Source organism: Bacillus infantis NRRL B-14911 (genome assembly GCF_000473245.1).
Classification (GTDB): Bacteria; Bacillota; Bacilli; order Bacillales; family Cytobacillaceae; genus Bacillus_AB; species Bacillus_AB infantis.
The window spans coordinates 3,568,477-3,595,442 of sequence record NC_022524.1 but is presented as its reverse complement, the minus strand read 5'-3'; the positions used below and the strand labels follow the sequence as shown (position 1 = coordinate 3,595,442).

The following is a 26,966-nucleotide window of genomic DNA, read 5'->3' as shown; positions in this document are numbered from 1 at the left end:
TAAAATGAAAGAAGAATAACGGTTTTTTTTGTTAAGCTACTTTTCTGCCAGGGTGAGGGTTATTTTGACTGGCTGAAGATGCGGCAGTGCTGAACAAGAGTGCGCTTCCCGGGCTTTCAAGAACTACGCTGCAAGGAGGATGGACCAATGGCTAAAAAGCTTGTATTGATTGATGGAAACAGTATTGCATACAGGGCCTTTTTCGCGCTTCCGCTGCTGAATAATGACAAAGGCATACATACAAATGCGGTTTACGGTTTTACGATGATGCTCATGCGCATCCTGGAGGATGAGGATCCTTCTCATATTCTGGTTGCTTTTGATGCAGGAAAAACAACATTCCGCCATAAAACATTCACTGAATATAAGGGAGGCAGGCAAAAAACTCCGCCGGAGCTGTCTGAACAATTCCCCTTCATCCGTGATCTGCTTGATGCTTATCAGATTCCGCGCTATGAGCTTGAAAATTATGAGGCGGATGATATCATCGGCACACTTTCCCTCCAGGCAGAGCAGGAGGGCTTCGAGGTAAAAGTCATTTCCGGGGATAAGGATTTGACCCAGTTAAGCTCTGAACATACTACCGTCGGAATCACCCGCAAGGGAATAACGGATATAGAAGAATATACTCCGGAACATATCCGGGAAAAATATGGCCTGTCGCCTGGCCAGATCATTGATATGAAAGGCCTGATGGGGGACAGCTCAGACAATATCCCAGGGGTGCCCGGTGTAGGAGAGAAAACAGCCATCAAGCTGCTGAAGGAATTTGAAACGCTTGAAAACCTGCTTGGATCCATCGATCGTGTGAGCGGCCAGAAGCTGAAGGAAAAGCTTGAGGAGCACAAAGATCTGGCAGTGATGAGCAAGGAGCTTGCCACCATCACAAGGGAAGCGCCTGTTGAAGTGAAGGTAGAAGATGTGGGCTATTCAGGCTACGACCAGGCCAAAGTCGTTTCCCTTTTCAAAGATCTCGGATTCAACTCGCTTCTTGAAAAGATTGGCGGGGAATTACCAGAAGAAACTGCTGCGCCCCTTGAAGATATCCAGTTTGAAACAGCAGAAAACATCCTGGACGATTTATTTGCAGACGAAACTGCTTTTTATGTCGAGATGCTTGAAGAGAATTATCATACCGCCGAAATAGCCGGCTTCTCGGCTGCAAGCGGAAATGGGGTCTATTTTATTCCCGCTGAGCTTGCACTAAGCTCTGAGACCTTTAAGAAATGGGCCGAGGACGAATCTAAAAAGAAGATTGTCTATGATGCCAAGCGAACGGAGGTTTCCCTGCGCCATCACGGCATCCACTTAAAAGGAGTGGAGTTTGACCTTCTTATCGCTTCCTATATCATCAATCCGTCAGAATCAATCGAAGACTTTGCTTCTGTTGCCAAACGCCATGGGTATAATGGTGTACAGACGGATGATGCTGTCTACGGGAAAGGTGCGAAAAGAAAGATTCCGGCACAGGAAGAGCTGGCAGGGCATCTTGCCAGAAAAGCTGCAGCCCTGGAAGCCCTTAGGGACAAGCTTGAAGATGAGTTAAAGGAAAACAGGCAGTATGAGCTTTTTTATGATCTGGAAATGCCGCTTTCGCTTATTTTGGCTGATATGGAGTCGCAGGGCGTCAAAGTCGACCTTGAAAGGCTTCAGGCGATGGGAGAACAGATCAATCAGAAGCTGGGCGATATTGAAGAGCGCATCCACGAGCTCGCGGGTGAGGCTTTCAACATTAATTCTCCTAAACAGCTTGGGGTCATCCTCTTTGAAAAGCTCGGCCTGCCTCCTGTCAAAAAGACAAAGACAGGATATTCTACTTCTGCTGATGTTCTGGAAAAGCTGGAAGATAAGCATGAGATCATCAGGGAAATCCTGCAGTACAGGCAGCTCGGCAAACTGCAGTCGACTTATATTGAAGGGCTGCTGAAGGTGACGGACAAGAAAACAGGGAAGGTTCATACCCGCTTTAATCAGGCACTCACACAAACGGGGCGCCTCAGCTCTACGGATCCGAACCTGCAGAATATCCCGATCCGGCTGGAAGAGGGCAGAAAGATCAGGCAGGCATTTGTACCTTCTGAAAAAGGCTGGGTCATTTTTGCAGCCGACTATTCCCAGATCGAGCTAAGGGTGCTTGCGCATATTGCTGGCGATGAAAAGCTGATCGAGGCTTTCCGTGAAGATCAGGATGTCCATACAAAGACAGCTATGGAGGTATTCCATGTTTCAGAAGGCGAAGTGACTTCGAACATGAGGCGCCACGCGAAAGCAGTCAACTTTGGAATTGTATATGGAATAAGCGATTATGGATTGTCGCAAAGCCTGGGGATTACGAGGAAGGAAGCCGGGCAGTTCATCGACCGCTATCTGGAAAGCTATCCCGGAGTCCGCGAGTATATGGACGATATCATCCAGGAGGCGAAACAGAAGGGATATGTTTCGACACTTCTTCACAGAAGAAGATATCTTCCCGAGATTACGAGCAGGAATTTCAATCTAAGGAGCTTTGCAGAGCGGACAGCCATGAATACGCCCATTCAGGGCAGTGCTGCCGATGTTATTAAGAAAGCCATGATTGACATGGCCGATCGGCTTCGGGAAGAAGGACTGCAGTCCCGCCTTCTTTTATCGGTGCACGATGAATTGATCTTTGAGGCGCCTGAGGAAGAAATTGAGATACTAAAGAGAATTGTGCCCGACGTGATGGAAAATACAGTAGATCTGGATGTCCCGCTAAAGGTCGACTTCTCATACGGCCCGACATGGTTTGATGCAAAATAGAAGGAAGAAGCAAGCGCTTGGGTACAGCCGGGCGCTTTCTTCCTTCCCAACAGCCCGGGCTGAAGAAAGAAGAAAGGAGAATGAATCATGCCTGAATTGCCTGAAGTAGAAACAGTCAGGAAAACATTGAAAGAGCTTGTCACCGGCAAAGAAATCGGGCAAGTGTCCATCCATTGGCCGAAGATGATCAAGCAGCCTGGTGAAGCTGAGCAGTTTGCCGATGCGCTTGCCGGACAGACTATCCTGGATGTCGGAAGGCGCGGAAAGTTCTTGATCATTTATACAGACGATTATGCTTTGGTTTCCCATCTCCGCATGGAAGGCAAGTATGCTCTCTATTCAAAAGAAGAGGACAAGGATAAGCATACCCATGTTATCTTCCATTTCACAGACGGTTCTGAACTCCGCTACAGGGATGTAAGGAAGTTCGGGACAATGCACCTGTTTGCCAAGGGAGAGGAGTTTGCGAGTCTGCCCCTTTCCCAGCTGGGGCCTGAGCCGTTTTCGGAAGAATTTACTCCCCAGTTTCTGCAGCAGCGGCTGGCCGGCACCAATCGAGCGGTCAAAACTGCCCTTTTAGATCAGAAAGCAGTCGTCGGACTTGGGAATATCTACGTGGATGAGGCGCTGTTCAGAGCGGGCATCCACCCTGAAAGGCTGGCCAGTTCTCTTTCTGATGATGAAATCGGCAGGCTGCATAAGGAGATTGTCGCCACACTTTCTGAAGCAGTTGAGAAGGGGGGCAGCACCATCAGGTCTTATGTGAATTCACAGGGCCAGATCGGCATGTTCCAGCTCGAGCTTTTCGTCTACGGGCGAAAAGGAGAGGCATGCAAAACATGCGGCAGCACACTCGAAAGAATCATCGTCGGCGGGCGGGGCACAGTCTTCTGCCCTGTGTGCCAGGTGAAGTAGAGGGACTTTCGCCCTCCGCATTTCGATTGTCCAGCTGCAGCGGCTAGGGACTCGAGTCATAAGTCACCCAGGAATTAAAGGCAAAGAACGCCTTTTATTCCTGGACGCCTTATGCTTGTCGTCCCTGGGCAAGCCGCTTCCGCATTTCGATTCAGCTGCGGCTCCTAGGTGCTCGAGTCATAAGCCACCACTTTGGAACCGAAGGCAAAGAACGCCTTCAATTCCAAAGCGTCTTATGCTTGTCGGGGCTGAGCAAGCGCCCTCCGCATTTCGATTTGTCTAGCTACAGCGGCTAGAGCCTCGAGTCATAAGCCGCGCAAGAATTAAAGGCGAAGAACGCCTTTTATTCTTGCGCGTCCTATGCTTGTCGGCTCTGGGCAAGCCGCTTCCGCTTTTCTAATAACATTGGATTGGCTTCTTCCATATACTATCCTAGCGATTTACAGGAGGAAGGAGCATGATCCATGGTACACACACTCTCACTTCTTATGCTTGCATTTGCTGTCAGTCTTGACAGTTTCAGTGTTGGCTTGACATATGGGTTAAGGAAAATGAGCATACCCTTAAAGTCGATTTTAATTATTGCCTGCTGTTCGGCTATAACGCTTATAACAGCAATGACCATCGGCCATGTGATCGAGAGTTTTCTGTCACCTCAAGCTGCCGAGAGTCTTGGCGGAATTCTTTTGATTCTCCTTGGAGCCTGGGTCTTGTACCAGTTTTTCCGTCCGGAAAAATCAAAAGATGTTCTTCCCCATGAGAAAACGATTGTCAATTTTGAAATTAAATCATTAGGCCTTGTTATAAACATCCTGCAAAAGCCCATGGCTGCCGATTTTGATAAATCAGGCACGATTACAGGGATTGAAGCATTTATGCTGGGCCTTGCTTTATCTTTGGATGCGTTTGGAGCAGGGATAGGAGCCGCCATGCTGGGATATTCTCCCGGCTATCTGGCCGCTGCGGTGGCTGCGATGAGCTCGCTATTTGTTTTTGCCGGAATGAAAATCGGCACCATTTTCAGCCACAGCAGCTGGGTGCAGCGCTTTTCTTTTATTCCTGGGCTTTTGCTGATTGTCATCGGAATCTGGAAAATATAACGAGTCCGGAAAGGACAGAATATGCCGTTAGTAATAGGATTGACTGGAGGCATCGCCAGCGGGAAAAGCACCGTATCCTCCATGCTGATGGAAAAAGGGGTTACGGTCATTGATGCAGATTTGGAAGCACGGCTTGCAGTGGAAAAGGGAGAAGAAGCATATAACGGTATTGTCAGCCGCTTTGGAACCGGGATTCTGCAGCCTGATGGAGAAATTGACCGGGCAAAGCTCGGGGCCATCATTTTTCATAATGAAGAGGAACGGCTGGCTCTTAATGCGATTGTCCATCCTGCAGTCCGCAAGAGAATGCTGGAAAAAAAAGAGCAGGCCATCCAAAAAGGGGAGCAGCTAGTAGTGCTGGATATACCGCTGCTGTTCGAAAGCAAGCTGGAACATTTGGCAGATAAGACATTGCTTGTTTATACAGATGGGGAAACTCAGCTGAGGCGCCTGATGAACCGTAATTCATTAAGTGAAAAAGAAGCGGAGGCCCGCATCAATTCTCAAATGCCTCTTACTGAAAAAGTCAGGCTGGCAGATGCGGTTATTAATAATAATGGCACCATTGAGGAGACGAAGGAGCAGTTATCCGGGCTGCTTGATCTATGGCTGCCGGAGGAAAAGGGGAAGAGCTGATGCCTTCCTCTTTTTTATGTTTAAAAAACAAAACATTTATAGTATGTGCTTTGTTATTTCCGTTCATAAAAGGCTTAAAGCTGACTATATTGAACTGAAGTCTAAAAATGTTATTCTGAATAATTAGACTTTTTGAAAATGTGCACAATCAGGAGCACAAAAGGTTTTATATATGTTATACTAATAGCAAAGGTAAACAACATAAGTATAACACTTATTCGGAAGGGGCCGTATAATGATGGCGAGAATAGCGATTAATGGTTTTGGAAGGATCGGAAGAATGGTGTTCAGAAAGGCAATTATGGAGGAAAACCTTGAAATTGCAGCAATCAACGCCAGCTATCCTGCTGAAACTCTGGCTCATTTAATTAAATATGATACGAATCACGGGATGTTTGAAGGCGAAGTGATTCCTGAAAATAATGCAATTGTCGTAAATGGGAAGCGCATCAGGCTGCTGGCAAGCAGAGATCCCCTTGAACTCCCATGGAGGGACCTGGAGATTGATATTGTTATAGAAGCAACAGGCAAATTCAATTCCCGCGAAAAAGCAGCGCTCCATTTAGAGGCAGGAGCTAAAAAGGTTATACTGACTGCTCCGGGTAAAAATGAGGATGTCACCATTGTGATGGGAGTAAATGAAAGCGCATTAAATATTTATGAGCATGACATCATTTCTAACGCATCATGCACAACAAATTGCCTTGCGCCCGTCGCAAAGGTGCTTGATGAAAAATTCGGGATCGAAAATGGACTGATGACGACTGTCCATGCTTACACAAACGATCAGAAAAATATCGACAATCCGCATAAGGACCTGCGCCGTGCACGGGCATGCGGACAATCGATCATTCCGACATCGACAGGCGCCGCCAAAGCCCTTTCCCTAGTGCTGCCCCAGCTGAAGGGCAAGCTTCACGGAATGGCCCTCCGTGTCCCGACGCCAAATGTATCGCTGGTTGACCTTGTGGTGGACCTGAATAAAGAAGTGACTGCCGAGGAAATCAACGATGCCTTTGAAGCTGCAGCCAGAGGAAGCATGAGGGGCGTCCTGGATATTACAGAAGAGCCGCTCGTATCTGTCGACTTTAATACCAATGAACACTCTGCCATCATAGACGGCCTCTCAACCATGGTCATCGGCCCCAACAAAGTAAAAGTGCTCGCCTGGTATGACAACGAATGGGGCTACTCCTGCCGAGTCGTCGACCTCGTCAACTTTGTCGCAGGAAAAATGGCTAAACTCACAGAAGTAAAAGCAGGCTGACACACCGGAAAATTGTAAGCCAATGCTTGTTTATTAAAGCACGCTGAATTTAGACATAAGGGGTACGGAAGAATTCTTCCGTACCCTGTTTTTATTTTTTATTTTTTATTTTTTTGTATTATGATTTTGCCTTTTAAAATTTCTAAAACCAGTTGATTGCAGTGGAAGGCACGAAGACTCCTGCGGGATTGCAGCGGCAAAGCTGAGACCCCGCAAGAGCTTGCTCTGAGGAGGCTCAGCGCCGCCCCGCGGAAAGCGAAGTGCCTGGAACGGAAATCAACACTCCATTATTAGAGGATAGTCCTTTAAGTAAACCAGTTTTGTCCTGATTTATTTCAATGGTTGACCATCTAATGATGAGGAAAATAGCCATCTAAAAAAATCAAAAACTCCTGTTGCAAAAAAAATATAAACAAAGTATACTATTCCTCGTGAACTTCTTGAATTTTGGCAGTGATGGCTACTTAAAGGGTTAGGACCTCTCTGGACTAACTTTCCCCCGTGGTAGTTGTTGGCCAGTGAAAATGAAGAAGCTCATTAATTCGTTTGTATTTTTAAAAAGGGGGAAATTTGAATATGGAAACAATGGGCCGTCATGTTATTTCAGAGCTATGGGGCTGCGATTTTGAAAAGTTGAATGATATGGAATTTATTGAGCAGACATTTGTAGGGGCTGCATTAAAGTCTGGTGCAGAAATCCGCGAAGTCGCATTCCACAAGTTTGCGCCGCAGGGTGTAAGCGGAGTGGTAATCATTTCCGAGTCTCATTTAACTATCCACAGCTTCCCGGAGCATGGCTATGCAAGCATTGATGTATACACATGCGGAGATCTTGATCCTAACATTGCTGCAGACTATATTGCGGAAGAGTTAGGCGCTCAAACGCGTGAGAATATCGAAATTCCTCGCGGCATGGGTCCTGTTCAAGTTAAGCAAGCTCAAGCAAACGCACTATAAAAATGACAAACTGATAAACTGACAAATCAAAGGGGTGTATCCGTACACCTCTTTTTATATTGGCCGGAAGAAAGGGCAGGCAGCATGATCTTCTATAAAGATTAGATACTTTTTTCAGCTATGGCAGCTGTACAGCCCCAGCTCCTGCCCCTCAAGATCACAAGACGCTGCCGCAGGACGCAGCGTCCCGTTTTTGACAAGGCGCTGGCGCTTTTCTTGTGTTAAAATAGAGAAAAGTGATAACTCGGAGGATGAATGAATGTCAATTTTTCGGACAGTTTTCGGCCGCTTTCAAAAACAGTGTGAAACAAGCGAAAGCCATCGGGATGAGAATCTGCGCACAAGATACTATAAGGCCAGCTTTAATAAGGCTTTTGAAACCGCGGAAAACGTTCTGCGGAAGGACCCCAGTGTGAAAATGATCAGCTCTGCCAAAGAGCATGGAGAAATGGCTGCGGAAATTACCCGCGGCAAAAAGTACTTTGCCATTATCACCATTGTGTCTGTAAGAGGAATGGAGTCTGCCATTGATGTAAATATATCGACTGAGCAATTTTCTCCTGCGGGAGCATTACCTTCCCTGAAAAAGGAAATCACAGGTTTCTACAGCAGACTGGATAAAGAACTTACATATCTTGGTTCCGGCAGGAATGCTGAATAGCGGAAGCTTGTACAGCTGATGTGTTTTTTATATGATAGAAACAGAATGGCCTTCGTGCAGAGAAACGGCCAGCAAGTACATGAATGAGGATACGGAGCTGATTGTATGAAATGCCCTTCATGCCAGAATAACAATACACGCGTCCTTGATTCCCGTCCGGTCGATGACGGCCGTTCCATTCGCAGAAGGCGGGAGTGCGAGAAATGCGGCTATCGCTTCACCACATTCGAGAAGGTGGAGGAAATTCCGCTCATTGTCGTAAAGAAGGAAGGCACACGCGAGGAGTTCAGCCGCGATAAGATGCTGAGGGGCCTGATCAAGGCCTGCGAAAAACGTCCTGTAGCCCTTAAGGAGCTTGAAGAAGTGACATCTGAAGTGGAGAAGGAGCTTCGCAGCCAGGGGGTTTCTGAAATAAAAAGCGAATTTATCGGTGAAATGGTCATGGACAGACTGGCCAAAATCGATGAGGTTGCTTATGTCAGATTTGCCTCTGTTTACCGGCAATTCAAGGATATCAATGTATTTATCGATGAGTTGAAAGAATTAATCAAAAAAGAACAATGATCTTTTGGAAGTGATGCATTGAGGTGCCTCCAGCCAGAGCCGAGCTAAAGACTGTCTTTGGCTCTTTTTTGGCTGGTTTCCTGAAGATCGTAGAAAGGTTGGCAGCTATGGCCCAGCATTGGCAAGAAATGCTTCCGATTGACCGCTATGCAGTGGCCGCGAGCGGTCTTTTGCATGATTATGACAGAAAAGTTCTGACTTTGTTGTATCAGCCCTTAATCGGGGCGGCCTGTCTCAGTCTATATATGACGCTATGGGCTGAACTGGAGGAAAACAGGCTTTGGTCTCAATCAAACAGCCATCACAGCTTGATGAATTTCATGGGGATGAACTTAAAGGAAATTTATGAAGCAAGACTGAAGCTTGAAGGAATTGGTCTTTTGAAGGCTTTTGTGAAAAATGAGGAGGGCAGCCGCTCTTTTATATACGAACTGCAGCCGCCGCTGAGTCCGGAGCAGTTTTTCCTGGATGGGATGCTTAACATTTATCTATACCGCAAAATCGGCAAAAATCAGTTTCTGAGGCTCAAGCGCTTTTTCTGTGACCATGATTCCGGCGTGATGCAGGGTTATGATGAAGTGACTAAAGCCTTTCAGGATGTATATGAGTCAGGCCATCCTGCAGCTTTCTCCCCTGACCAGGATACAGGAAGGGATCTGTCTCTTGAAGAGGGATTTACCTTCATAGGGAGAACAAGCCCTGAAGAGATAAAAATCGGAGGTTCATCCTTTGATTTTGAGCTGCTGGCAGCGGGGTTGAATGAATCTCTTCTCCCCAAGTCGGCGCTGACCCCGAAGGTCCGGGAAGCCATCAGCAACCTGTCCTTCCTTTATGGGATTGATGCCCTGCAGATGAAAAACATCCTGATCAGTGCAATGACGGAAGATAATGATATCAATATTGAAGAACTGCGGAAATCGGCACGTGACTGGTATCAATTTGAGCATCAGGACCAGCTGCCTTCCCTGATAGACCGGATCCAGCCAGGCATCCATCAGGTTCAAGCCGCTGAGCCGAAAACACAGGAAGAAGAATTGATCAGATATATGGAGATCACTTCCCCGCGCCAGCTGTTAAAGGATATTTCCGGCGGGGCAGATCCCTCTAAAGGTGATCTGCAAATCATTGAGGACGTTATGTTTCAGCAGAAACTGCATCCAGGCGTTGCTAATGTTCTCATTCAGTATGTTATGCTAAAAACAGATATGAAGCTGACGAAAGCATATGTAGAGAAGATTGCCGGGCATTGGGCAAGAAAACAGATTAAAACGGTTAAAGAAGCTATGATGCTGGCCAAGAATGAACACCGCCAGTATCTGGAGTGGGCAGAAGGCAAAAAGGCGAAGCCTGCTTCAGCGAAAAAGCCGATCAGAAAAGAAGCATTGCCTGACTGGTTTGATGAGCAGCAGGAAGAGCAGCCGCAAAAAGCAGCTGCCGCCAATGACTCAGAATATGAGGCAAAAAGGCGGGCCTTAGAGGAAAGGCTTAAAAAGTATCGGAAATAAGGAGGTGGCAGCATGGAAAGAATCAATGAGACATTGAAAAAACTTGCAGGTAATGAAAGCTTTCAAAAGAGGTACGAGCAGCAAAAGAAGGAAGTTTTCTCCCATCCTGATGTAAAAGCTTTTTTGCAGGAGCACCGCGCAGAAATTACAGCTGAAATGGCAGAAAGGAGCATGATCAAGCTTTCGGAGTATGCCCAGCAGAGCAAGGAATGCAGAGAGTGCCCAAGCCTTGGGGAATGCAAGAATATGATGCAGGGATATCATCCTGAACTGGTCATCAGGCGGGGGATCATTGATGTCCAATACAACCGCTGCCCGCGCAAGGTGATTCATGATGAACGGAAGAAAAATGAGAAGCTGATCCGGAGCCTGTATATTCCAAAAGAGATTGTCAACGCCTCCTTCGCTGATGTTTACCTGGATACAAGACTGGATGCGGTGGATAAAGCGGAAAGCTTCGTCGAAAATTATCAGCCCGGGACAAGGCAGAAGGGGCTGTATTTCTATGGGAAGTTCGGAGTCGGCAAATCATTTCTGCTTGGTGCAATTGCCAATGAGCTTGCCAAGAAGAAGATTTCGTCCATGATCGTCTATGTCCCGGAGCTTTTAAGGGAAATGAAAAGCAGCATCGGAGATTCGACCTTAAATGAAAAGCTTGAGGCCATCAAGCGCGAGCCGATCCTGATGCTCGATGATATTGGCGCCGAAACGATGTCCAGCTGGACAAGGGATGAGGTATTAGGACCGATCCTGCAGTTCAGGATGCTGGAGAACCTGCCAACCTTCTTTACGTCCAATTTTGATATGCAGGGGCTGGAGCATCATCTGACCTACAGTCAGCGCGGTGAAGAAGAAAAAATGAAAGCGCGCCGGATCATGGAGCGCATCCGCTACCTGTCTGAGCCTGTCCTGGTTGACGGTCCGAACCGCCGTGTATAAGGAATGAATCTGAAAACTGCCTTGGGAAAGGCAGTTTTTATTTTTTCTCCAAATTCCATTCCTCCAATATGTCCCCTTTTTTATCCCTGTTATGCTCCGCATCTGCTTCTAAATTGTACAAGTTTCCCATATACATGGAATCAGGGATATTAACGAAGGAAGCCGTATAGGTAAGGAGAGGATATCTCCCGGCGCTTGCTGCAGCTTCGAATATTGTTTAAAAAACAAGGGGGGATATGATTGATTGAAATCATTTTCCAGAATCAGCAGGATGCGAGGAAACTGCAGGGTCTCCTGGAGCTTGGACTGTCATCCTCTAATATATCATCACTTCAGCTTAAAGACGGGTATGCTGTTCAGATTAAAACGGGCGGATTGCAGGAGACGGCAGACCTGGTAAAAAGGGCGATGACACATTTTATTATAGAAACGAAGCAGGATGACTGGTTCCGCAGGATTCTTTCGGAGCAGTATTTTTATGAAGACGAGGAAGAGCAGCAGCAGATATTGGATATCATCCATTCTATCCTGGAGGGAAACAGGGATGATTTGTCTGCTTTTCTGGACGGTCCTGGACCGGAGGAAAGCCTTAGCCTCGCAATTGAAGAATTAATGACAGGGGACATCTCTTCGTTTTCGTTCGACTCTTTTGTAAAATTCCGTCTCCGCCCGATGATGGACCAGCTTGAACGATATGCAGCACTTTCCATAGATGAATATAAAATGGAGCAGGAATACCAAATGTTCATCCACATGCTGAGGGACTTCCTGAAGGGCAGGGCCCCTAAGCGCAGTGCTGTCCATCTGGTGATGGGGGAGGAGACTGCTTTTTATGATGGAGGACTTATTGAAATCAAGCGGGCTGAGCTCTTGAAGATGGTTGACCGCCGGCTGCTTTTTAACCATCCAGTATACGTCGACTCCGTTACGATCGCCCCGCTCCTTTCAATGGCACCGTCAGCCATTTATCTTTATTCTAATGAACCAGACTGTCCGCTCGCCAGGACCGTCCGCAATATTTTTGAGGAAAGAGTGATCATCCAGCCTCTTGAGGCCTTTATAGAACTGAAGAAAATCCTCTCTGCAGCAGGAAGGGAGAAAATCTGAAATCCCTTGATTTTTCCAAGATAAACTACTATAATAACGTACATAATAATTCAAACACCACAAATGTAGCGACGAGGACAAGGGTATTCATTACGGTTCAAAGAGAGGGAAGCCAAGGCTGAAAACTTCCCAGCACGGATGAAATGCTTACCGCCTCCGAACAACAGCCAGGAAAAGGACGATGATTTTGCGCCCGTAACAATAGCCGGGTGCAGCAGACGGCGAAAAGATTTGCTGTTATCATTGGCCAAAGTATCGGCTGGCGGGCATGGGACCGTTATATCCCTCACTAAGCCGGACTGCGTGTTTTTTTGCGTCTGGGAATTTGGGTGGAACCACGTGTTAAATACAACTCGTCCCTTCTTTAGGGATGGGTTTTTTGTTTTTTAAGCACATAAGGAGGAATTTTCATGTCAGAATTAATTAAATTGACTTTTCCGGATGGAGCTGTAAAGGAATTTCCGAAAGGAACATCTACAGAGGATGTGGCTGCATCCATCAGCCCGGGATTGAAGAAAAAAGCACTGGCCGGAAAGCTGAACGGCATAATGTACGATCTTCGCAGGCCGATTGAAGAAGATGGTTCCATTGAAATTGTCACACAGGGCAGTGATGAAGCGCTCGAGGTTCTTCGCCACAGTACAGCCCACTTAATGGCACAGGCCATCAAACGCCTGCACAAGGGCGCCAAATTCGGTGTTGGCCCTGTCATTGAAGGCGGATTCTATTATGATGTGGATCTTGAAGAATCACTGACTCCGGAAGACCTGCCGCTGATTGAAAAAGAAATGGCCAAAATCGTCAATGAAAACATTGATGTGCACCGCAAAGCAGTTAGCCGTGAAGAAGCGGTCGAGTTCTTCAAGGAAATCGGCGATGAGTACAAGCTTGAACTGATTGAAGCGATTCCGGAGGGGGAAACTGTCACTCTTTATGAGCAGGGTGATTTCACAGACCTTTGCCGCGGTGTCCATGTGCCTTCCACAGGCAAGATCAAGGAATTCAAGCTTCTCAGCATTGCCGGCGCATACTGGCGCGGAGACAGCGACAATAAGATGCTGCAGCGCATTTACGGTACAGCATTCTTTAAGAAAGAAGATCTGGCTGAGCATCTGCGCCTGCTCGAGGAAGCGAAAGAGCGCGACCACAGGAAGATCGGCAAAGAGCTTGATCTGTTCATGACTTCCCAGAAGGTCGGCCAGGGGCTGCCAATGTGGCTGCCGAAGGGTGCAACCATCCGCCGCATCGTTGAGCGCTATATCGTTGATAAGGAACAGCGGCTCGGCTATGAGCATGTATATACGCCAGTTATGGCAAATGTTGAGCTATATAAAACATCCGGCCACTGGGACCACTACCAGGAAGATATGTTCCCTGTCATGGAAATGGATAATGAGGAGCTTGTCCTCCGCCCGATGAACTGCCCGCACCATATGATGATTTATAAAAACAGCATTCACAGCTACCGTGAGCTGCCGATCAGGATTGCCGAGCTTGGCACCATGCACCGCTATGAAATGTCTGGTGCGCTGTCCGGACTGCAGCGTGTGCGCGGAATGACTTTGAATGATGCTCATATTTTTGTGCGCCCGGATCAGATCAAGGAAGAGTTCAAGCGCGTTGTTCACCTGATTCTCGAGGTATATAAAGACTTCAATATTGAAGATTATTCATTCCGCCTCTCTTACCGCGATCCTCAGGATACTGAGAAGTACTTCAATGACGATGAGATGTGGGAAAAAGCACAATCCATGCTGAAGGAAGCGATGGACGAGCTTGGCCTTGACTACTATGAAGCAGAAGGCGAGGCAGCATTCTACGGCCCTAAGCTGGACGTGATGGTAAAAACAGCGCTTGGCAAAGAAGAGACCCTTTCCACTGCCCAGCTTGATTTCCTTCTGCCTGAGCGCTTTGATCTCTCTTATGTCGGCGAAGACGGGAAGCAGCATCGCCCTGTCGTCATCCACCGGGGTGTCGTCTCCACGATGGAACGCTTTGTAGCTTTCCTTATCGAAGAATATAAGGGGGCGTTCCCGACATGGCTGGCACCAGTACAGGTACAAGTGATCCCGGTTTCCCCTGACGCCCATTTCGACTACGCGAAAAAGGTTCAGGAAGAGCTCCAGGCTCAAGGCTACAGGGTGGAATTGGATGCCCGCAATGAGAAAATCGGCTACAAAATCCGCGAAGCACAGATGCAGAAAATCCCGTATATGCTTGTTCTTGGGGACAAAGAAGTTTCAGATAATGCGGTAAATGTCCGCAAATACGGCGAGCAGAAGTCTGAGACCATGTCATTTGATGTATTCAAGGATGCACTGAAGGAAGATACAGTGAGATAACAATTTTTACAGGGAGGCTGCGGCCTCTCTTTTTATTAGTTAAACTTTGTTATTAATGGTTGAATTTGGACTCATTTGCGTAAAACTCTGTATAACACAGCCAATCATTATAATGATTAAGAAAAAAAATCCGCGAAAACTATTGCAAGAAATCAATTTCTTTGATAGAATTCAAATCGTTGTGATAAAAACATCTATTCGTTTGACACGAAATTATCATTTGTGATATAGTTACTTAGGTAAATTGAATACGGCTTTGAGGAAAAGAAGAAGCACCCGCTTCTCACCTGGCTGACGCAAAGAGCAGTTGGCAGGTTTTACTGAAACAGCTTTTAACTTGTCGTTTCGTAAGTGTGGGTGATTTCATCCGCACTTTTTTATATGTCTATAAAGCTTTATGATGTAATATTGTCAGTGTCATGCTGGATGCAGCGTGGGATTCGGTGCAGGTTCTGCAGCTTGCGGCTGCTCTTGACTCAGACGTTGTATTCGCACAAAACCTTGGAGGTGGCTAACTATTAGCAAACAAGATATGTTGTTAAACGAGGGCATCCGCGCCCGTGAAGTTCGTCTAATTGACCAAAATGGCGAGCAATTGGGAATCAAGTCCAAGAATGAAGCGCTGGAAATTGCTACACGCGTAAATCTTGACGTTGTTCTTGTTGCGCCAAATGCTAAACCTCCTGTAGCCCGTATCATGGACTATGGAAAGTTTAAGTTTGAGCAGCAGAAGAAGGAAAAAGAAGCTCGCAAAAACCAAAAGATTATCAATATCAAAGAAGTTCGCTTAAGTCCGACTATTGATGAGCATGACTTTAATACAAAGCTGCGAAATGCAATTAAGTTCCTGGAAAAGGGCGATAAAGTAAAAGCTTCGATCCGATTCAAAGGTCGTGCGATTACACATAAGGAAATTGGTCAGCGTGTTTTAGTCCGTTTTGCGGAAGCCTGCAAGGAAGTTGCAGCTGTGGAATCACATCCGAAAATGGACGGACGCAGCATGTTCATGGTCTTAGCACCTAAAATCGACAAGTAAAGAGGGGGAATTCCACATGCCAAAAATGAAAACTCACCGCGGTACAGCTAAGCGCTTCAAGAAGACTGGTTCAGGCAAACTGAAACGTTCTCACGCTTACACTAGCCACTTATTTGCTAACAAATCAACTAAACAAAAGCGTAAGCTTCGTAAAGCTGCGATTGTTTCCAAAGGCGATTTCAGACGCATTCGCCATATGCTAGACAACATTAAGTAATTTCCGAATATAGGAGGGAAAAGATATGCCACGTGTAAAAGGCGGTACAGTTACTCGCAAACGTCGTAAAAAAGTTCTTAAATTAGCCAAAGGTTATTTTGGTTCAAAACATACATTATATAAAGTTGCTAACCAGCAGGTTATGAAATCATTAATGTATGCATACCGTGACCGTCGCCAGAAAAAGCGCGACTTCCGTAAACTATGGATCACTCGTATCAATGCGGCTGCCCGCATGAACGGTCTTTCTTACAGCCGTTTGATGCATGGCCTTAAGGTTGCAGGCATCGAAGTGAACCGCAAAATGCTTGCTGAACTTGCAGTTGCTGACGAAAAAGCATTTGCAGAATTAGCTTCTGTTGCAAAGCAGAACCTGAGCAAGTAATAAGGCTGAGGCCTTTAGAAAGCCATTCTCGCTATGAGGATGGCTTTTTTCAATAATATTACTATACATAAAGGGGCTGGCTGTTAATGCAATGGGCTGCTTTGTATTTGCTGCTGATCAATGCAGCAGGCTATTTTATTATGAGGGCAGATAAACAAAAAGCACAGAAAAATCAATATCGGATAAGCGAAAGAACACTTTGGACCATAGCTTTTGTTTTTGGGGCTCCGGGAATGTACGCCGGCATGAATAAATTCAGGCATAAAACAAAGCATGATGCTTTTAAATACGGGCTGCCGGCGCTGAGCATAATTGAAGCGGCAGTCTGTATATATTTGCTTGCCGTTTGGTCATAAGCTGCCTTCATTTGCTATATGTTAAAGTAACATCAAGATTTAACAGCAAAGAAGGTGGCAACCATGAATGAAATGCTGTCTCTCGTATTGGCCGCCGTCCATACGGGCGGCTGGCTGTCTCCGGTCTTATTCATTCTGCTTCATACAATAAGGCTGTTTCTTTTCGTGCCTGCGGCTGCTGTTTGCATAGCGGGAGGGGCGGCATTCGGAATGGTTCCGGGCACCGCCTATTCTGCTGCAGGGCTTCTCCTTGGCAATATGCTCTTTTATTGGCTGCTGGAAAAAATGCCCGCTGCCCGCAGTAAGCTGACTTCTTTGAAGAAACGCTGGTTCGGCGAATACAGGAATCTTACTGCAGGCCAGGTGGCTGTTCTCCGGCTGATCCCTTTCGTTCATTATCATCTGCTCACCTTTTGTCTGCTTGAGCGGTATAAACGGTTTGGGGAGTTTGTGAAGGGAAGCTGGCTGACCAATCTGCCTATGGCGGTATGCTATACCATGTTTGGCGGGTTCATCAGCCGGTTTTCGCTTCCGGCCGCATTGGCAATTCTGCTGGTACTTGGAGTTTTAGTGTATATACTAAGAGAGAAGATGAGCGTTATTCAATGGCGGGATTTTTTCAAGGAAACAGCATAAGAAGAACATCGCTCCGGCCGCTGGGTATAAGTCGATTTTTTGCATGATAAAAAGGCGCCAGCCGGATGATTGGCGCCTTTTCCTTTTTCTAAAGTTCAGCTTTCAAACTCCCTTAAATAGAGTCTGTGCCTTTGCTCATGAATTCCTTGATGGGGCTCTTCCAGTCAAGCTTTGCATTGGGATATTGCTCCGAAATTTTTCTTTCAATGAATTGAAAGTCTTCCCTTACCATCCCTTTGAGAGAGGACGGATTATGAGGCCAAATAAAAATGGAAACAACCTCAAAAGCATTGTCAGTGGTCCCTAAATATTTCTCCCCCTCAAGCAGGACGCCCTTGTACGTAATCAGGAAATTTTTGCGGACATTATTCTGGTCATCCAGGAAATAATAGCGCTTTTGTTCATGGGCAAGCTCGAGCTTCCGCTTTGGATTGATTATATATTTAACGCATGTGTAGATGAGAAATAAAATGAGTGCAAACAAAAGCAAGCGTATCGCCCACATCATAAAATACCTCCACTGGTCACAGTTTTATCTTTACTTACGGATATATCTCAAAAAAGTTTCGTTCTTTTTTTAATTTGTTATAATTTTTTCTGACGGATGATTTTTTTGCCATGGCCCATCACCGTCAGCTGCCAATCCAGGGGGCCGGTTTGAAAGGAGAAGTTTGATTGCTATGAATATTAACAGGCTTTTTGATATGCAGAGAGCGCTTGACCTTCATATTGAGACAGAGCACCAATTAACAGAAGAAAATCTTTTTGACAGAAAAATCCTTGCCCTTTTGGTAGAACTGGGTGAGCTGGCCAATGAAACGAGGTGCTTTAAATTCTGGAGCCAGAAGCCGGCTTCTGAGCCTGCAGTCATTCTTGAGGAATTCGTCGACGGCGTCCATTTCATCCTGTCACTCGGAATTGAATGCGGATTTGGGGAAAGTGCCGCCATTGAGCCGCAGGAAAAAGGCGAATCATTGTCCCATCAGTTTCTGAATCTCTATCATTTAATAGATACATTCAAAGCTTCCAGGACCCTTGAGGATTTTAATGTGCTTTTGGGCGCTTATATAAGTCTGGCAGAAATGCTTGGCTTTTCTGAAGAACAAATTGAAAGGGCTTATGTGGAGAAAAATGAAGTGAATTATGAAAGGCAGCGGCAAGGATACTAACAGATTAATTTTGTCCGTTCGGGAGGAATCCGCAAGATTCGGATTTTTCTTTTTACACCATGGGACAGTAAGGTATAATGGAAAAGAAAATAAATATTAAGGGAGTCGAAACAAATGGCAAAATTAGATGAAACGCTGACGATGCTGAAAGAATTGACTGATGCAAAAGGCATTCCGGGCAATGAGCGCGAAGTTCGCGAAGTCATGAAGAAATACATAACAGAATTTGCAGACGAAGTGACAACAGACGGCCTTGGCAGCCTTGTGGCCAAGAAAACAGGAAAAGAGGGCGGACCGAAAATCATGGTTGCCGGACACCTGGACGAAGTAGGATTCATGATCACAAGCATTGATGACAAAGGCTTCCTCCGCTTCCAGACGGTCGGTGGCTGGTGGTCACAGGTTATGCTTGCCCAGCGTGTCACCATTGTAACTAGCAAAGGGGACGTTACAGGCATCATCGGATCCAAGCCGCCGCATATCCTTCCTCCTGAAGCCCGCAAAAAGCCGGTCGACATCAAGGATATGTTCATTGATATCGGTGCTTCCAGCCGCGAAGAAGCGATGGAATGGGGAGTCAAGCCAGGTGATATGGCAGTCCCTTATTTTGAATTTACTGTGATGAATAACGAAAAAATGCTGCTTGCCAAAGCATGGGACAACCGCATTGGCTGCGCCATCGCCATCGATGTGCTGAAGCAGCTTAAAGATGCCGAGCATCCAAACGTGGTATACGGTGTCGGTACTGTGCAGGAAGAAGTCGGGCTGAGAGGAGCAAAGACAGCTGCCAACCTCATTGAACCGGATATCGGCTTTGGCGTGGATGTAGGAATCGCAGGGGATACACCGGGGATTTCTGAGAAGGAAGCATTGAGCAAGATGGGCAAAGGACCGCAGATCATCCTTTATGATGCATCCCTTGTTTCCCACAAAGGCTTGCGCGACCTTGTCACAGATACAGCGGACGAAATGAATATCCCATATCAGTTCGACAGCATTGCCGGCGGAGGTGCAGACTCAGGCGCCATCCATCTGTCACATAATGGGGTGCCGTCCCTGGCCATTACGATTGCCACACGGTATATCCATTCACACGCAGCCATGCTTCATCGCGACGACTATGAAAATGCAGTTAAGCTCATCGTTGAAGTGATTAAACGTTTGGATAAGGAAACTGTTGACAGGATTACTTTCGATTGAAAAAAAGAACAGCCCCTCTTTGCGGGGCTGTTCGTTTTTTGGTTTTCAGCGGGTGACAGGCACCTATACCACTTTCGAAATTGGTATAGGTGCCTGTCACCATCCATGCAGCTCCTATTTCAAACTGCTCTCCAAGGTCTGGAGCATTTCTTTTTTGTCTTCTTCTGATGAGTTCTGCCAGATGACTTCGAAGAGGACGCCAAGGCCAGGCAGCATTTTTTCTTCGCCGTTCTGGATTGCGTCGACTATGGTCTCCTTCAGCTCGTCCTGAGAGTTGCCGGAAACATTGTGGATTATGGCATTGCGCAAGTTCAGATTCATCTGCACGCACCCCTTTCATATTCAATTCTTTAATATGTTTTCTATTTTTGGATTTATTATGTACAGAGGGTAAGCTATAATAAGAAAATTGAAAGCTGAAAGATAAAGGAGAGACCGTGTTGAAGCATATTCAATCTGCCAATAATCCGCAGATCAAACAATGGAGGAAGCTGCTGGCCAAGAAAGAGCGCGATAAAACGGGGATGTTTCTTGCTGAAGGATATCACCTGGCGGAAGAAGCCCTAAAGGGAGAAAAAGCCATCGAGCTGATCATCAGTGAAAATGCAGAGCTGCCTGTCCGCTGGGATTACGGCGAGCTGCCGGTAACAATGGTAACCGATGAAATCATCAAATCACTCTCAGACACCGAAACTCCCCAGGGGGTCATCGCGGTATGCAAAGAAGAAAAAACGCCGGCTTCTGTAAAGGGAAGCACCTTCCTGCTGATTGATGCTGTCCAGGATCCAGGCAATCTGGGAACCATGATCAGGACAGCTGATGCTGCTGGAATTGATGCAGTGATAGTCGGGAAAGGCAGTGCAGATATTTATAATCCTAAGGTTCTCCGGTCCGCCCAGGGCAGCCACTTCCATCTTCCGATTATAAGAGGCAGTCTCAATGAGTGGATGGACAGGCTTGAGGAAGAGGAAATACCGGTCTACGGGACTGCGCTTGAAAATGGATCACCATACAAGGAGACCCATCCGGCCGGCCGTTTTGCGCTTCTGGTCGGAAATGAAGGCAGCGGGGTCAGCCCTGAACTGCTTGCGCGGACAGATAAGAATCTTTATATCCCGATATACGGAAAAAGTGAATCGCTCAATGTTGCGGTCGCAGCAGGCATCCTTCTGTATTATCTGAAGAATTGAATTGGGCCAGCAAAAACTTGAAAAGAGTTTGAAACAAAGGGAAGAATATACTATAATAAACAGCAAAACTGCATTACATAAAAAAGCGATGATGGAGAAAAGTAGCTTATAAAAGCTCACCAGGGATAAAATGCCGTGACTGGAAGCATTTTAGAGTATTTTTTAAGTGAAGTTCACCTCCTGAGCTGGCATCGGGAACATTTGCAGACACTGCAAATCGAAAGATGCCCCCGGCACAGCCGTTATCTGAATGAAGCGAACAGCACCTTCTTTGAAAGGCGGCTGTTAATAAGGGTGGTACCGCGAATCCAAAACCTCGTCCCTTAACAGGGAGGGGTTTTTTATTTTGCCTAAAAATATCGCTGTTACGTAAAAAGGAGGAAAAAAGATGCAAGATCGTTTAAAAGAATTGCAGCAGGAAGCTTTAACTTCAGTTGAAAAAGCTGAGAACCTGAAAGAGCTCAATGATATCCGTGTATCTTATCTTGGCAAAAAAGGCCCGATTACTGAAGTCCTGAAAGGGATGGGCAAATTATCGGCGGAAGAGCGTCCGAAAATGGGGGCGCTGGCAAATGAAGTGCGCGACAGCATTTCTTCAGCCATTGAAGAAAAGCAGGAAAAGCTTGAGAGGGCAGCAGTTGAACAAAAGCTGGCCGAAGAGACCATTGATGTGACCCTTCCGGGAAGCCCAGTCAGAACCGGGACTCATCATGCGCTGACGAAAATCGTGGAAGAGATTGAAGACCTGTTCATTGGGATGGGCTATTCAGTAGCGGAAGGCTATGAAGTCGAAAGCGACTATTATAACTTTGAAGCGCTGAACCTGCCGAAAGGGCATCCTGCCAGGGATATGCAGGATTCATTCTATATTACGGAAGAAACGCTTCTCCGTACCCATACCTCTCCTGTGCAGGCGCGCACAATGGAGGCAAATGAAGGGAAAGGGCCTGTCAAAATCATCTGTCCAGGCAAGGTATACCGCCGCGATAACGATGATGCGACTCACTCCCATCAGTTCATGCAGATAGAAGGATTGGTTGTGGCCGAAGGGATCAGCATGGCAGATCTAAAAGGCACGCTTGAGGTCTTTGCTAAAAAGATGTTTGGCGAGGAACGGGAAATCCGCCTCCGCCCGAGCTTCTTCCCGTTCACAGAACCTTCTGTTGAAGTGGATATTTCCTGCAAGATCTGCGGCGGGAAAGGCTGCAGTGTCTGCAAGGGCACCGGCTGGATCGAGGTCCTTGGTGCAGGCATGGTCCATCCGCATGTGCTTGAGATGGCAGGCTATGATCCTAAGAAATATACCGGGTTTGCATTCGGAATGGGCGTAGAGCGGATTGCGATGCTGAAATATGGCATAGATGATATCCGCCATTTTTATACAAACGACATTCGTTTCTTGAAACAATTTTCAGTACAGGAATAGGAGGACTGCTTTATGTTGGTTTCATATAAATGGCTGCAGGAGTATGTAGATTTATCCGGCATCTCCGCAGCACAATTGGCAGAAAAGATTACTAAGAGCGGAATAGAAGTAGAAGGAATCGAAATATTGAACGAAGGCATCAAAGGTGTAGTTGTCGGCCATGTGCTGGAACGCGAGCAGCACCCGAATGCCGACAAGCTGAATAAATGCCTGGTTGATACAGGAGGAGAAGCGCCGGTGCAGATTATCTGCGGCGCGCCTAATGTGGATAAAGGGCAGAAGGTTGCCGTTGCAACAGTCGGCGCTGTCCTGCCGGGCAACTTCAAGATCAAGCGTGCAAAGCTGCGCGGCGAAGAATCCAACGGCATGATCTGCTCTCTTCAGGAGCTTGGAATCGAGAGCAAGCTTGTGGCCAAGGAATTCTCTGAAGGCATCTTTGTTTTCCCGAATGACGTGGAAGTGGGCGAGGATGCGCTTGAAATGCTCAACAGGGATGATCATATCCTGGAACTTGGACTCACCCCGAACCGTGCAGATTGCCTGAGCATGCTCGGCGTAGCTTATGAGGTTGCAGCCATTCTGGGAAGAGAAGTGAAGCTTCCATCCCCGCAGGCAGCCGAATCAGCTGAAAAAGCTTCTGACTATATCACTGTAAATGTAGAAGCCAAGGAAGACAACCCGCTTTATGTGGCAAAGATAATCAAAAACGTGAAAGTCGGCCCTTCGCCTCTATGGATGCAGACGAGGCTGATGGCTGAGGGCATCAGGCCGCATAATAATGTGGTTGATATCACGAACTATGTCCTGCTTGAATACGGTCAGCCGCTCCATGCTTTTGACTATGGGCGCCTTGGCTCCAAAGAAATCCTTGTACGCCGTGCGAATGAAGGTGAAACCATTGTCACGCTGGATGATGCAGAAAGGAAGCTTTCAGCAGAGCATCTTGTCATTACGAATGGAAGTGAGCCTGTAGCGCTTGCAGGTGTAATGGGCGGCGCAAACTCCGAGGTGCAGTCAGATACAACGACAGTCCTTCTTGAATCTGCGTATTTCACAGCGGGAACGATCCGCAAAGCGTCGAAAGACCACGGCCTGAGAAGCGAAGCCAGCACCCGCTACGAGAAGGGTGTAGACCCTAACCGTGTCCGTGCTGCTGCAGAAAGAGCAGCTGAACTGATGGAAAAGTATGCTTCAGGTGAAGTTCTTGAAGGATCAGTTGAAGCTGATTCGCTCACAATCGAGCCTGCAGTCATCTCCATTTCCCTGGAAAAGATCAACAGGGTCCTCGGAACTGAACTGGCGATGGCAGAGGTGGAAGATATCTTCGCCCGCCTTCAGTTTGAGGCATCTGCAGACAATGGTTCCATTACCGTAACAGTCCCAAGCCGCCGCGGTGATATCACAATCGAGGAAGACCTGATTGAAGAAGTGGCAAGATTGTATGGGTATGATAACCTGCCTGTCACATTGCCTTCCGGGGAATCGACTCCAGGAAGCCTGACGGAGTATCAAAAGAAACGCCGCATCGTCCGCCGCTATCTTGAAGGTGCCGGGTTATACCAGGCAGTGACCTATGCTTTGACCAGCGAAAAGAAAGCAGGTCAATATGCCCTTGAAAGCCGCGAACCGATCAAGCTGGCGATGCCGATGAGCGAAGACCGCAGCATCCTTCGCCAAAGCATTGTTCCGCAGCTGCTCGAGGTATTGAAATACAACACAGCCCGCCAGAATGACAGCCTTGCCGTATATGAGACAGGTTCCGTATTCCTGTCCAATGGCAGTGAGAGCCTCCCGGAGGAGCGTGAGCATCTTGCAGCGGCAGTCACAGGTCTTTGGCACTCCCACCCATGGCAGGGAGAGAAAAAGCCGGTCGATTTCTTTGTGTTAAAAGGAATTGTGGAAGGCTTATTTGCCCGCCTTGGCCTTGAAGGGAAAGTTGAATACCAGCGTGCCTCAGTTGACGGCATGCACCCGGGAAGAACAGCTGAAATTATTCTTTCCGGCAAAAAAATCGGTTTTATCGGGGGAGTCCATCCAACAGTCGAGAAGGATCTTGACCTGAAGGAAACCTATGTATTTGAGCTTTCCCTCAAGGATGTGCTTGGAGAGGAAACCGCTCCGCTTCAATATCAAGCCATTCCGCGCTATCCGTCAATCACAAGGGATATCGCCCTTGTGATTGATTCTGGAAAAGAAGCAGGAGAGCTGGAGCGCATCATCAAGGAAGCTGGCGGAAGCCTTCTGAAGGAAGTCGCAGTGTTCGATCTATATGAAGGAGACAGGATGGAGGCTGGCAAAAAATCGCTTGCATTCTCCCTGAAATATTTTGATCCGGAGAAAACACTGACAGATGAAGATATCGCCAAAGCTCATGATAAAGTGCTTGAAGCAGTAAAAGAAAAAGCCGGAGCAGTATTGCGAGGTTAATATTAATATAAAAGGCAGCCGACAGGCTGCCTTTTGTAAATAAAAAAATTGAGTTTGAAGGAAGTTGCTAGTGTAAATGGGGCTGTTGATTTCCGTTCCAGGCACTTCGCTTTCCGCGGGGCGACGCTGAGCCTCCTCACGCTGCGCGCTGCGGGGTCTCAGCATTGCCGCTGCAATCCCGCAGGAGTCTGCGTGCCTTGCACTCCAATCAACAGGGTTCTTAAAATTAGTTGGGCAAGTTTGCAGGCTCAGCTAATGGGGCTGTTGATTTCCGTTCCAGGCACTTCGCTTTCCGCGGGGCGATGCTGAGCCTCCTCCCGCTGCGCGCTGCGGGGTCTCAGCATTGCCGCTGCAATCCCGCAGGAGTCTGCGTGCCTTGCACTCCAATCAACAGGGTTCTTAAAATTAGTTGGGTAAGTTTGCAGGGCCAATTAAAGAGGCTGCAGATGTCTGATTAAAGTCCGTTGCTCCTTAGGATAAGTTGGGCTTTCTCCCGCTGCGCCCGGATTGTGTGAAAATTGCCCGTGCAGTCCCGCCGGAGCCTACGTGCCTCCCAATCCGATTAACAGGGTTACGAAAGTTATGATTTCAGCTCTGCACCCCGGATAATTTAATTAATACAGGAGACACGTTGTTGAATAAAGGTCGCATAAGCGTAAAAAGGGGTACGGAAGATTCCGTACCCCTTTTTTCTGCAGAATCAATTAGCTGCAGCTTCCTTTGTAAGTCTCAGGCTAAATGCCTGCAATCCGCGAAGCTTTCTCTGTATTAGCGAAATGCAATTTCACAAAATCAGGCAGAACCTGCCTTCCTTTAGCCTTGATCAGCCGTGCCGCAGCTTTATCAACCTGAGCCCCGGCACCTTTTGGCAGGGTAAATCCGGCTTCTTCACTGAGCTTGTCGAAATACCGCAGGAAGGCGTAGCGGGCCAGAATGGAGGCGGCGGCGACCGAGAGGTGGATGCCTTCAGCCTTTGTGCTGAAAAAGACATTTTCCCTTTGGATCACAGACTGTCCTTGAAGATGTCTATAATAGACATCTTCTTTTGCAAACTGGTCAATCAGGATGGCTTCAGGCTTTTCTGGTGCCATCTTTTTCAGCACATTGCCGATTGCCTGGTTGTGAAGCAGCGCTTTGATCTTCCCCTGGGACATGCCTGACTGCTGAAGCTGGTTATATTTGCTGTTTTTAAGCGTCAGCAGGCTGTACGGAACAACCTCTTTTATTTCCTTGGCAATCCTGATAATCTGGTCATCCTTCAGATGTTTTGAATCCTTTACGCCAAGTTCCTTCAGCAGCGGGAGGCTTTCTTTTTTTGCATATGCCGCAACAACAGTGATTGGACCGAAATAATCGCCTGTCCCGACCTCATCTGATCCGATGACAGAAAGGCTTTCAAAAGAAGGCGGAAGGTGGGAGCCTTGGGGGCTTTTGGGTGATGCCGCCTTTTTTTCGGCAGGGCTTCCCCATTTTGCCGCTTCTGATGCAGAGCCGGCCCCTTGGAAAAGCACCTTCCCGGATTTATATGCAGTTATGCTGCAATTTGCCGTTTTGGCGGCAAAAATGCCTCCCTGTGGTGTTTTCCCGGACAGGTTCGGCTTATAGTAAGCTTTCATTTCCTCGATTTCCGAGGGATGTTTCTGAAGTACAACATGGCTCATATCTACCACTCCTAGAAAAGAAATATATATGTATAAACAAAACTTTACAGGCCAAAATTGAATCCGCCGATCAACTCCAGCATCAGTCTTCATGTAAACGATCCATAAAAACAGCAGCATTCCCCTTGATACGGCTTAATTTGACAGGCTTTGACTTCCCACTCTTTTACGTTCATGTTATCATATAGATTAGGATTTGGAAGGAATGGGGGCATTAGCGTTGTCAGATACGCAGAAAAACCGCACAAGTGTTGATATTTATGGACAGCAGTATGTCATCGTCGGCCAGGAAAGCTCAGGCCATATCCGGCTTGTCGCTTCTATGGTTGATGAAAAGATGCGCGAAATAAGCTCCATGAATCCTTCACTTGACAGCAGCAAGCTTGCCGTCCTGACGGCAGTCAATGCCGTTAATGATTATATTAAGATATTAGACCGCCTTGAACGGCTTGAAGATGAATTAAAAAGAGTAAAGGACTGAACAGGGTC

The 26,966-nt window shown here is 47.0% G+C and carries 26 protein-coding genes and 2 other annotated features; of the genes, 23 read left to right on the top strand and 3 right to left on the bottom strand.

The features are described 5' to 3' along the window. The first annotated feature begins 147 nt into the window (after positions 1 to 147). The 17 genes from polA to N288_RS18075 all read left to right on the top strand — a co-directional run bounded on the left by polA (position 148) and on the right by N288_RS18075 (position 17,404). Entirely contained in the window at positions 148 to 2,781 is a 2,634-nt protein-coding gene (gene polA / locus N288_RS18155; RefSeq protein ID WP_009791367.1) for a DNA polymerase I, read from the top strand. 87 nt (positions 2,782 to 2,868) lie between these two features. Next, a complete protein-coding gene (mutM, locus tag N288_RS18150) occupies positions 2,869 to 3,696 on the top strand; it encodes a DNA-formamidopyrimidine glycosylase (protein WP_009791368.1) in 828 nt (275 codons plus the stop codon). A 464-nt stretch (positions 3,697 to 4,160) separates the two neighbouring features. Beyond that, positions 4,161 to 4,796 (top strand): sporulation membrane protein YtaF, encoded by a 636-nt coding sequence (ytaF, locus tag N288_RS18145; protein WP_022544264.1) that lies wholly within the window; start codon positions 4,161 to 4,163, stop codon positions 4,794 to 4,796. Positions 4,797 to 4,817: 21 nt separating this feature from the next. After that, positions 4,818 to 5,432 carry a dephospho-CoA kinase gene (gene coaE, locus N288_RS18140; protein WP_035401182.1) on the top strand — a complete coding sequence of 205 codons (615 nt, stop codon included), beginning with the start codon at positions 4,818 to 4,820 and terminating at the stop codon, positions 5,430 to 5,432. A 235-nt stretch (positions 5,433 to 5,667) separates the two neighbouring features. Then, the gene (locus N288_RS18135) at positions 5,668 to 6,699 is read left to right on the top strand and encodes a glyceraldehyde-3-phosphate dehydrogenase (RefSeq protein ID WP_009791373.1); all 1,032 of its coding nucleotides are present in this window, start codon (positions 5,668 to 5,670) and stop codon (positions 6,697 to 6,699) included. Positions 6,700 to 7,275: 576 nt separating this feature from the next. Next, positions 7,276 to 7,656 carry an adenosylmethionine decarboxylase gene (gene speD, locus N288_RS18130; protein ID WP_009791374.1) on the top strand — a complete coding sequence of 127 codons (381 nt, stop codon included), beginning with the start codon at positions 7,276 to 7,278 and terminating at the stop codon, positions 7,654 to 7,656. A gap of 259 nt (positions 7,657 to 7,915) precedes the next feature. Then, positions 7,916 to 8,317: a hypothetical protein gene (locus N288_RS18125; RefSeq protein WP_009791375.1), complete on the top strand. Its 402-nt coding sequence runs from the start codon at positions 7,916 to 7,918 to the stop codon at positions 8,315 to 8,317. Positions 8,318 to 8,422: 105 nt separating this feature from the next. Continuing rightward, positions 8,423 to 8,881 (top strand): transcriptional regulator NrdR, encoded by a 459-nt coding sequence (gene nrdR, locus N288_RS18120; RefSeq protein ID WP_009791377.1) that lies wholly within the window; start codon positions 8,423 to 8,425, stop codon positions 8,879 to 8,881. A gap of 107 nt (positions 8,882 to 8,988) precedes the next feature. Beyond that, complete coding sequence (locus N288_RS18115; RefSeq protein ID WP_035401185.1) at positions 8,989 to 10,386, top strand: replication initiation and membrane attachment family protein; 1,398 nt, start codon at positions 8,989 to 8,991, stop codon at positions 10,384 to 10,386. A 12-nt stretch (positions 10,387 to 10,398) separates the two neighbouring features. Further along, entirely contained in the window at positions 10,399 to 11,325 is a 927-nt protein-coding gene (dnaI, locus tag N288_RS18110) for a primosomal protein DnaI (protein ID WP_009791379.1), read from the top strand. A 240-nt stretch (positions 11,326 to 11,565) separates the two neighbouring features. After that, positions 11,566 to 12,432, top strand: a complete 867-nt coding sequence (ytxC, locus tag N288_RS18105) for a putative sporulation protein YtxC (protein ID WP_009791381.1) — start codon at positions 11,566 to 11,568, stop codon at positions 12,430 to 12,432. 410 nt (positions 12,433 to 12,842) lie between these two features. Next, a complete protein-coding gene (thrS, locus tag N288_RS18100) occupies positions 12,843 to 14,774 on the top strand; it encodes a threonine--tRNA ligase (protein ID WP_022544262.1) in 1,932 nt (643 codons plus the stop codon). Positions 14,775 to 15,032: 258 nt separating this feature from the next. Then, positions 15,033 to 15,159, top strand: a sequence feature (ribosomal protein L20 leader region). Positions 15,160 to 15,306: 147 nt separating this feature from the next. Then, positions 15,307 to 15,810, top strand: a complete 504-nt coding sequence (gene infC / locus N288_RS18095; RefSeq protein WP_022544261.1) for a translation initiation factor IF-3 — start codon at positions 15,307 to 15,309, stop codon at positions 15,808 to 15,810. Between the two features lie 16 nt (positions 15,811 to 15,826). After that, a complete protein-coding gene (gene rpmI, locus N288_RS18090) occupies positions 15,827 to 16,027 on the top strand; it encodes a 50S ribosomal protein L35 (protein WP_009796129.1) in 201 nt (66 codons plus the stop codon). Between the two features lie 25 nt (positions 16,028 to 16,052). Beyond that, entirely contained in the window at positions 16,053 to 16,412 is a 360-nt protein-coding gene (rplT, locus tag N288_RS18085) for a 50S ribosomal protein L20 (protein ID WP_009796130.1), read from the top strand. 86 nt (positions 16,413 to 16,498) lie between these two features. Beyond that, the gene (locus tag N288_RS18080; RefSeq protein ID WP_009796131.1) at positions 16,499 to 16,768 is read left to right on the top strand and encodes a DUF1294 domain-containing protein; all 270 of its coding nucleotides are present in this window, start codon (positions 16,499 to 16,501) and stop codon (positions 16,766 to 16,768) included. A gap of 63 nt (positions 16,769 to 16,831) precedes the next feature. Beyond that, positions 16,832 to 17,404, top strand: coding sequence for a TVP38/TMEM64 family protein (locus N288_RS18075; RefSeq protein ID WP_009796132.1), 573 nt, complete (start codon positions 16,832 to 16,834; stop codon positions 17,402 to 17,404). A 112-nt stretch (positions 17,405 to 17,516) separates the two neighbouring features. Here N288_RS18075 and N288_RS18070 read toward each other — a convergent pair whose 3' ends face one another. Next, a complete protein-coding gene (locus N288_RS18070; RefSeq protein ID WP_009796133.1) occupies positions 17,517 to 17,912 on the bottom strand; it encodes a hypothetical protein in 396 nt (131 codons plus the stop codon). 172 nt (positions 17,913 to 18,084) lie between these two features. On the opposite strand from N288_RS18070, the gene N288_RS18065 reads away from it, so the two are divergent. Beyond that, positions 18,085 to 18,573, top strand: coding sequence for a dUTP diphosphatase (locus N288_RS18065; RefSeq protein WP_022544260.1), 489 nt, complete (start codon positions 18,085 to 18,087; stop codon positions 18,571 to 18,573). A 114-nt stretch (positions 18,574 to 18,687) separates the two neighbouring features. Next, entirely contained in the window at positions 18,688 to 19,773 is a 1,086-nt protein-coding gene (locus N288_RS18060; RefSeq protein WP_009796003.1) for a M42 family metallopeptidase, read from the top strand. Positions 19,774 to 19,887: 114 nt separating this feature from the next. Here the strand turns inward: N288_RS18060 and sspI are convergent, their stop codons facing one another. Then, positions 19,888 to 20,094, bottom strand: coding sequence for a small acid-soluble spore protein SspI (gene sspI, locus N288_RS18055; RefSeq protein WP_009796004.1), 207 nt, complete (start codon positions 20,092 to 20,094; stop codon positions 19,888 to 19,890). Between the two features lie 119 nt (positions 20,095 to 20,213). On the opposite strand from sspI, the gene N288_RS18050 reads away from it, so the two are divergent. From N288_RS18050 to pheT, 3 genes are all read left to right on the top strand, one after another. Further along, a complete protein-coding gene (locus N288_RS18050; protein WP_009796005.1) occupies positions 20,214 to 20,963 on the top strand; it encodes a TrmH family RNA methyltransferase in 750 nt (249 codons plus the stop codon). A 79-nt stretch (positions 20,964 to 21,042) separates the two neighbouring features. Next, positions 21,043 to 21,290 (top strand) — a binding site (T-box leader). 61 nt (positions 21,291 to 21,351) lie between these two features. Then, complete coding sequence (gene pheS / locus N288_RS18045; RefSeq protein WP_009796006.1) at positions 21,352 to 22,389, top strand: phenylalanine--tRNA ligase subunit alpha; 1,038 nt, start codon at positions 21,352 to 21,354, stop codon at positions 22,387 to 22,389. Between the two features lie 12 nt (positions 22,390 to 22,401). Then, entirely contained in the window at positions 22,402 to 24,816 is a 2,415-nt protein-coding gene (gene pheT, locus N288_RS18040; protein ID WP_009796007.1) for a phenylalanine--tRNA ligase subunit beta, read from the top strand. A 734-nt stretch (positions 24,817 to 25,550) separates the two neighbouring features. Here the strand turns inward: pheT and rnhC are convergent. Next, positions 25,551 to 26,477 carry a ribonuclease HIII gene (gene rnhC, locus N288_RS18035; protein ID WP_022544259.1) on the bottom strand — a complete coding sequence of 309 codons (927 nt, stop codon included), beginning with the start codon at positions 26,475 to 26,477 and terminating at the stop codon, positions 25,551 to 25,553. 220 nt (positions 26,478 to 26,697) lie between these two features. On the opposite strand from rnhC, the gene zapA reads away from it, so the two are divergent. Continuing rightward, positions 26,698 to 26,958 carry a cell division protein ZapA gene (gene zapA, locus N288_RS18030; RefSeq protein ID WP_022544258.1) on the top strand — a complete coding sequence of 87 codons (261 nt, stop codon included), beginning with the start codon at positions 26,698 to 26,700 and terminating at the stop codon, positions 26,956 to 26,958. Positions 26,959 to 26,966: the final 8 nt, after the last annotated feature.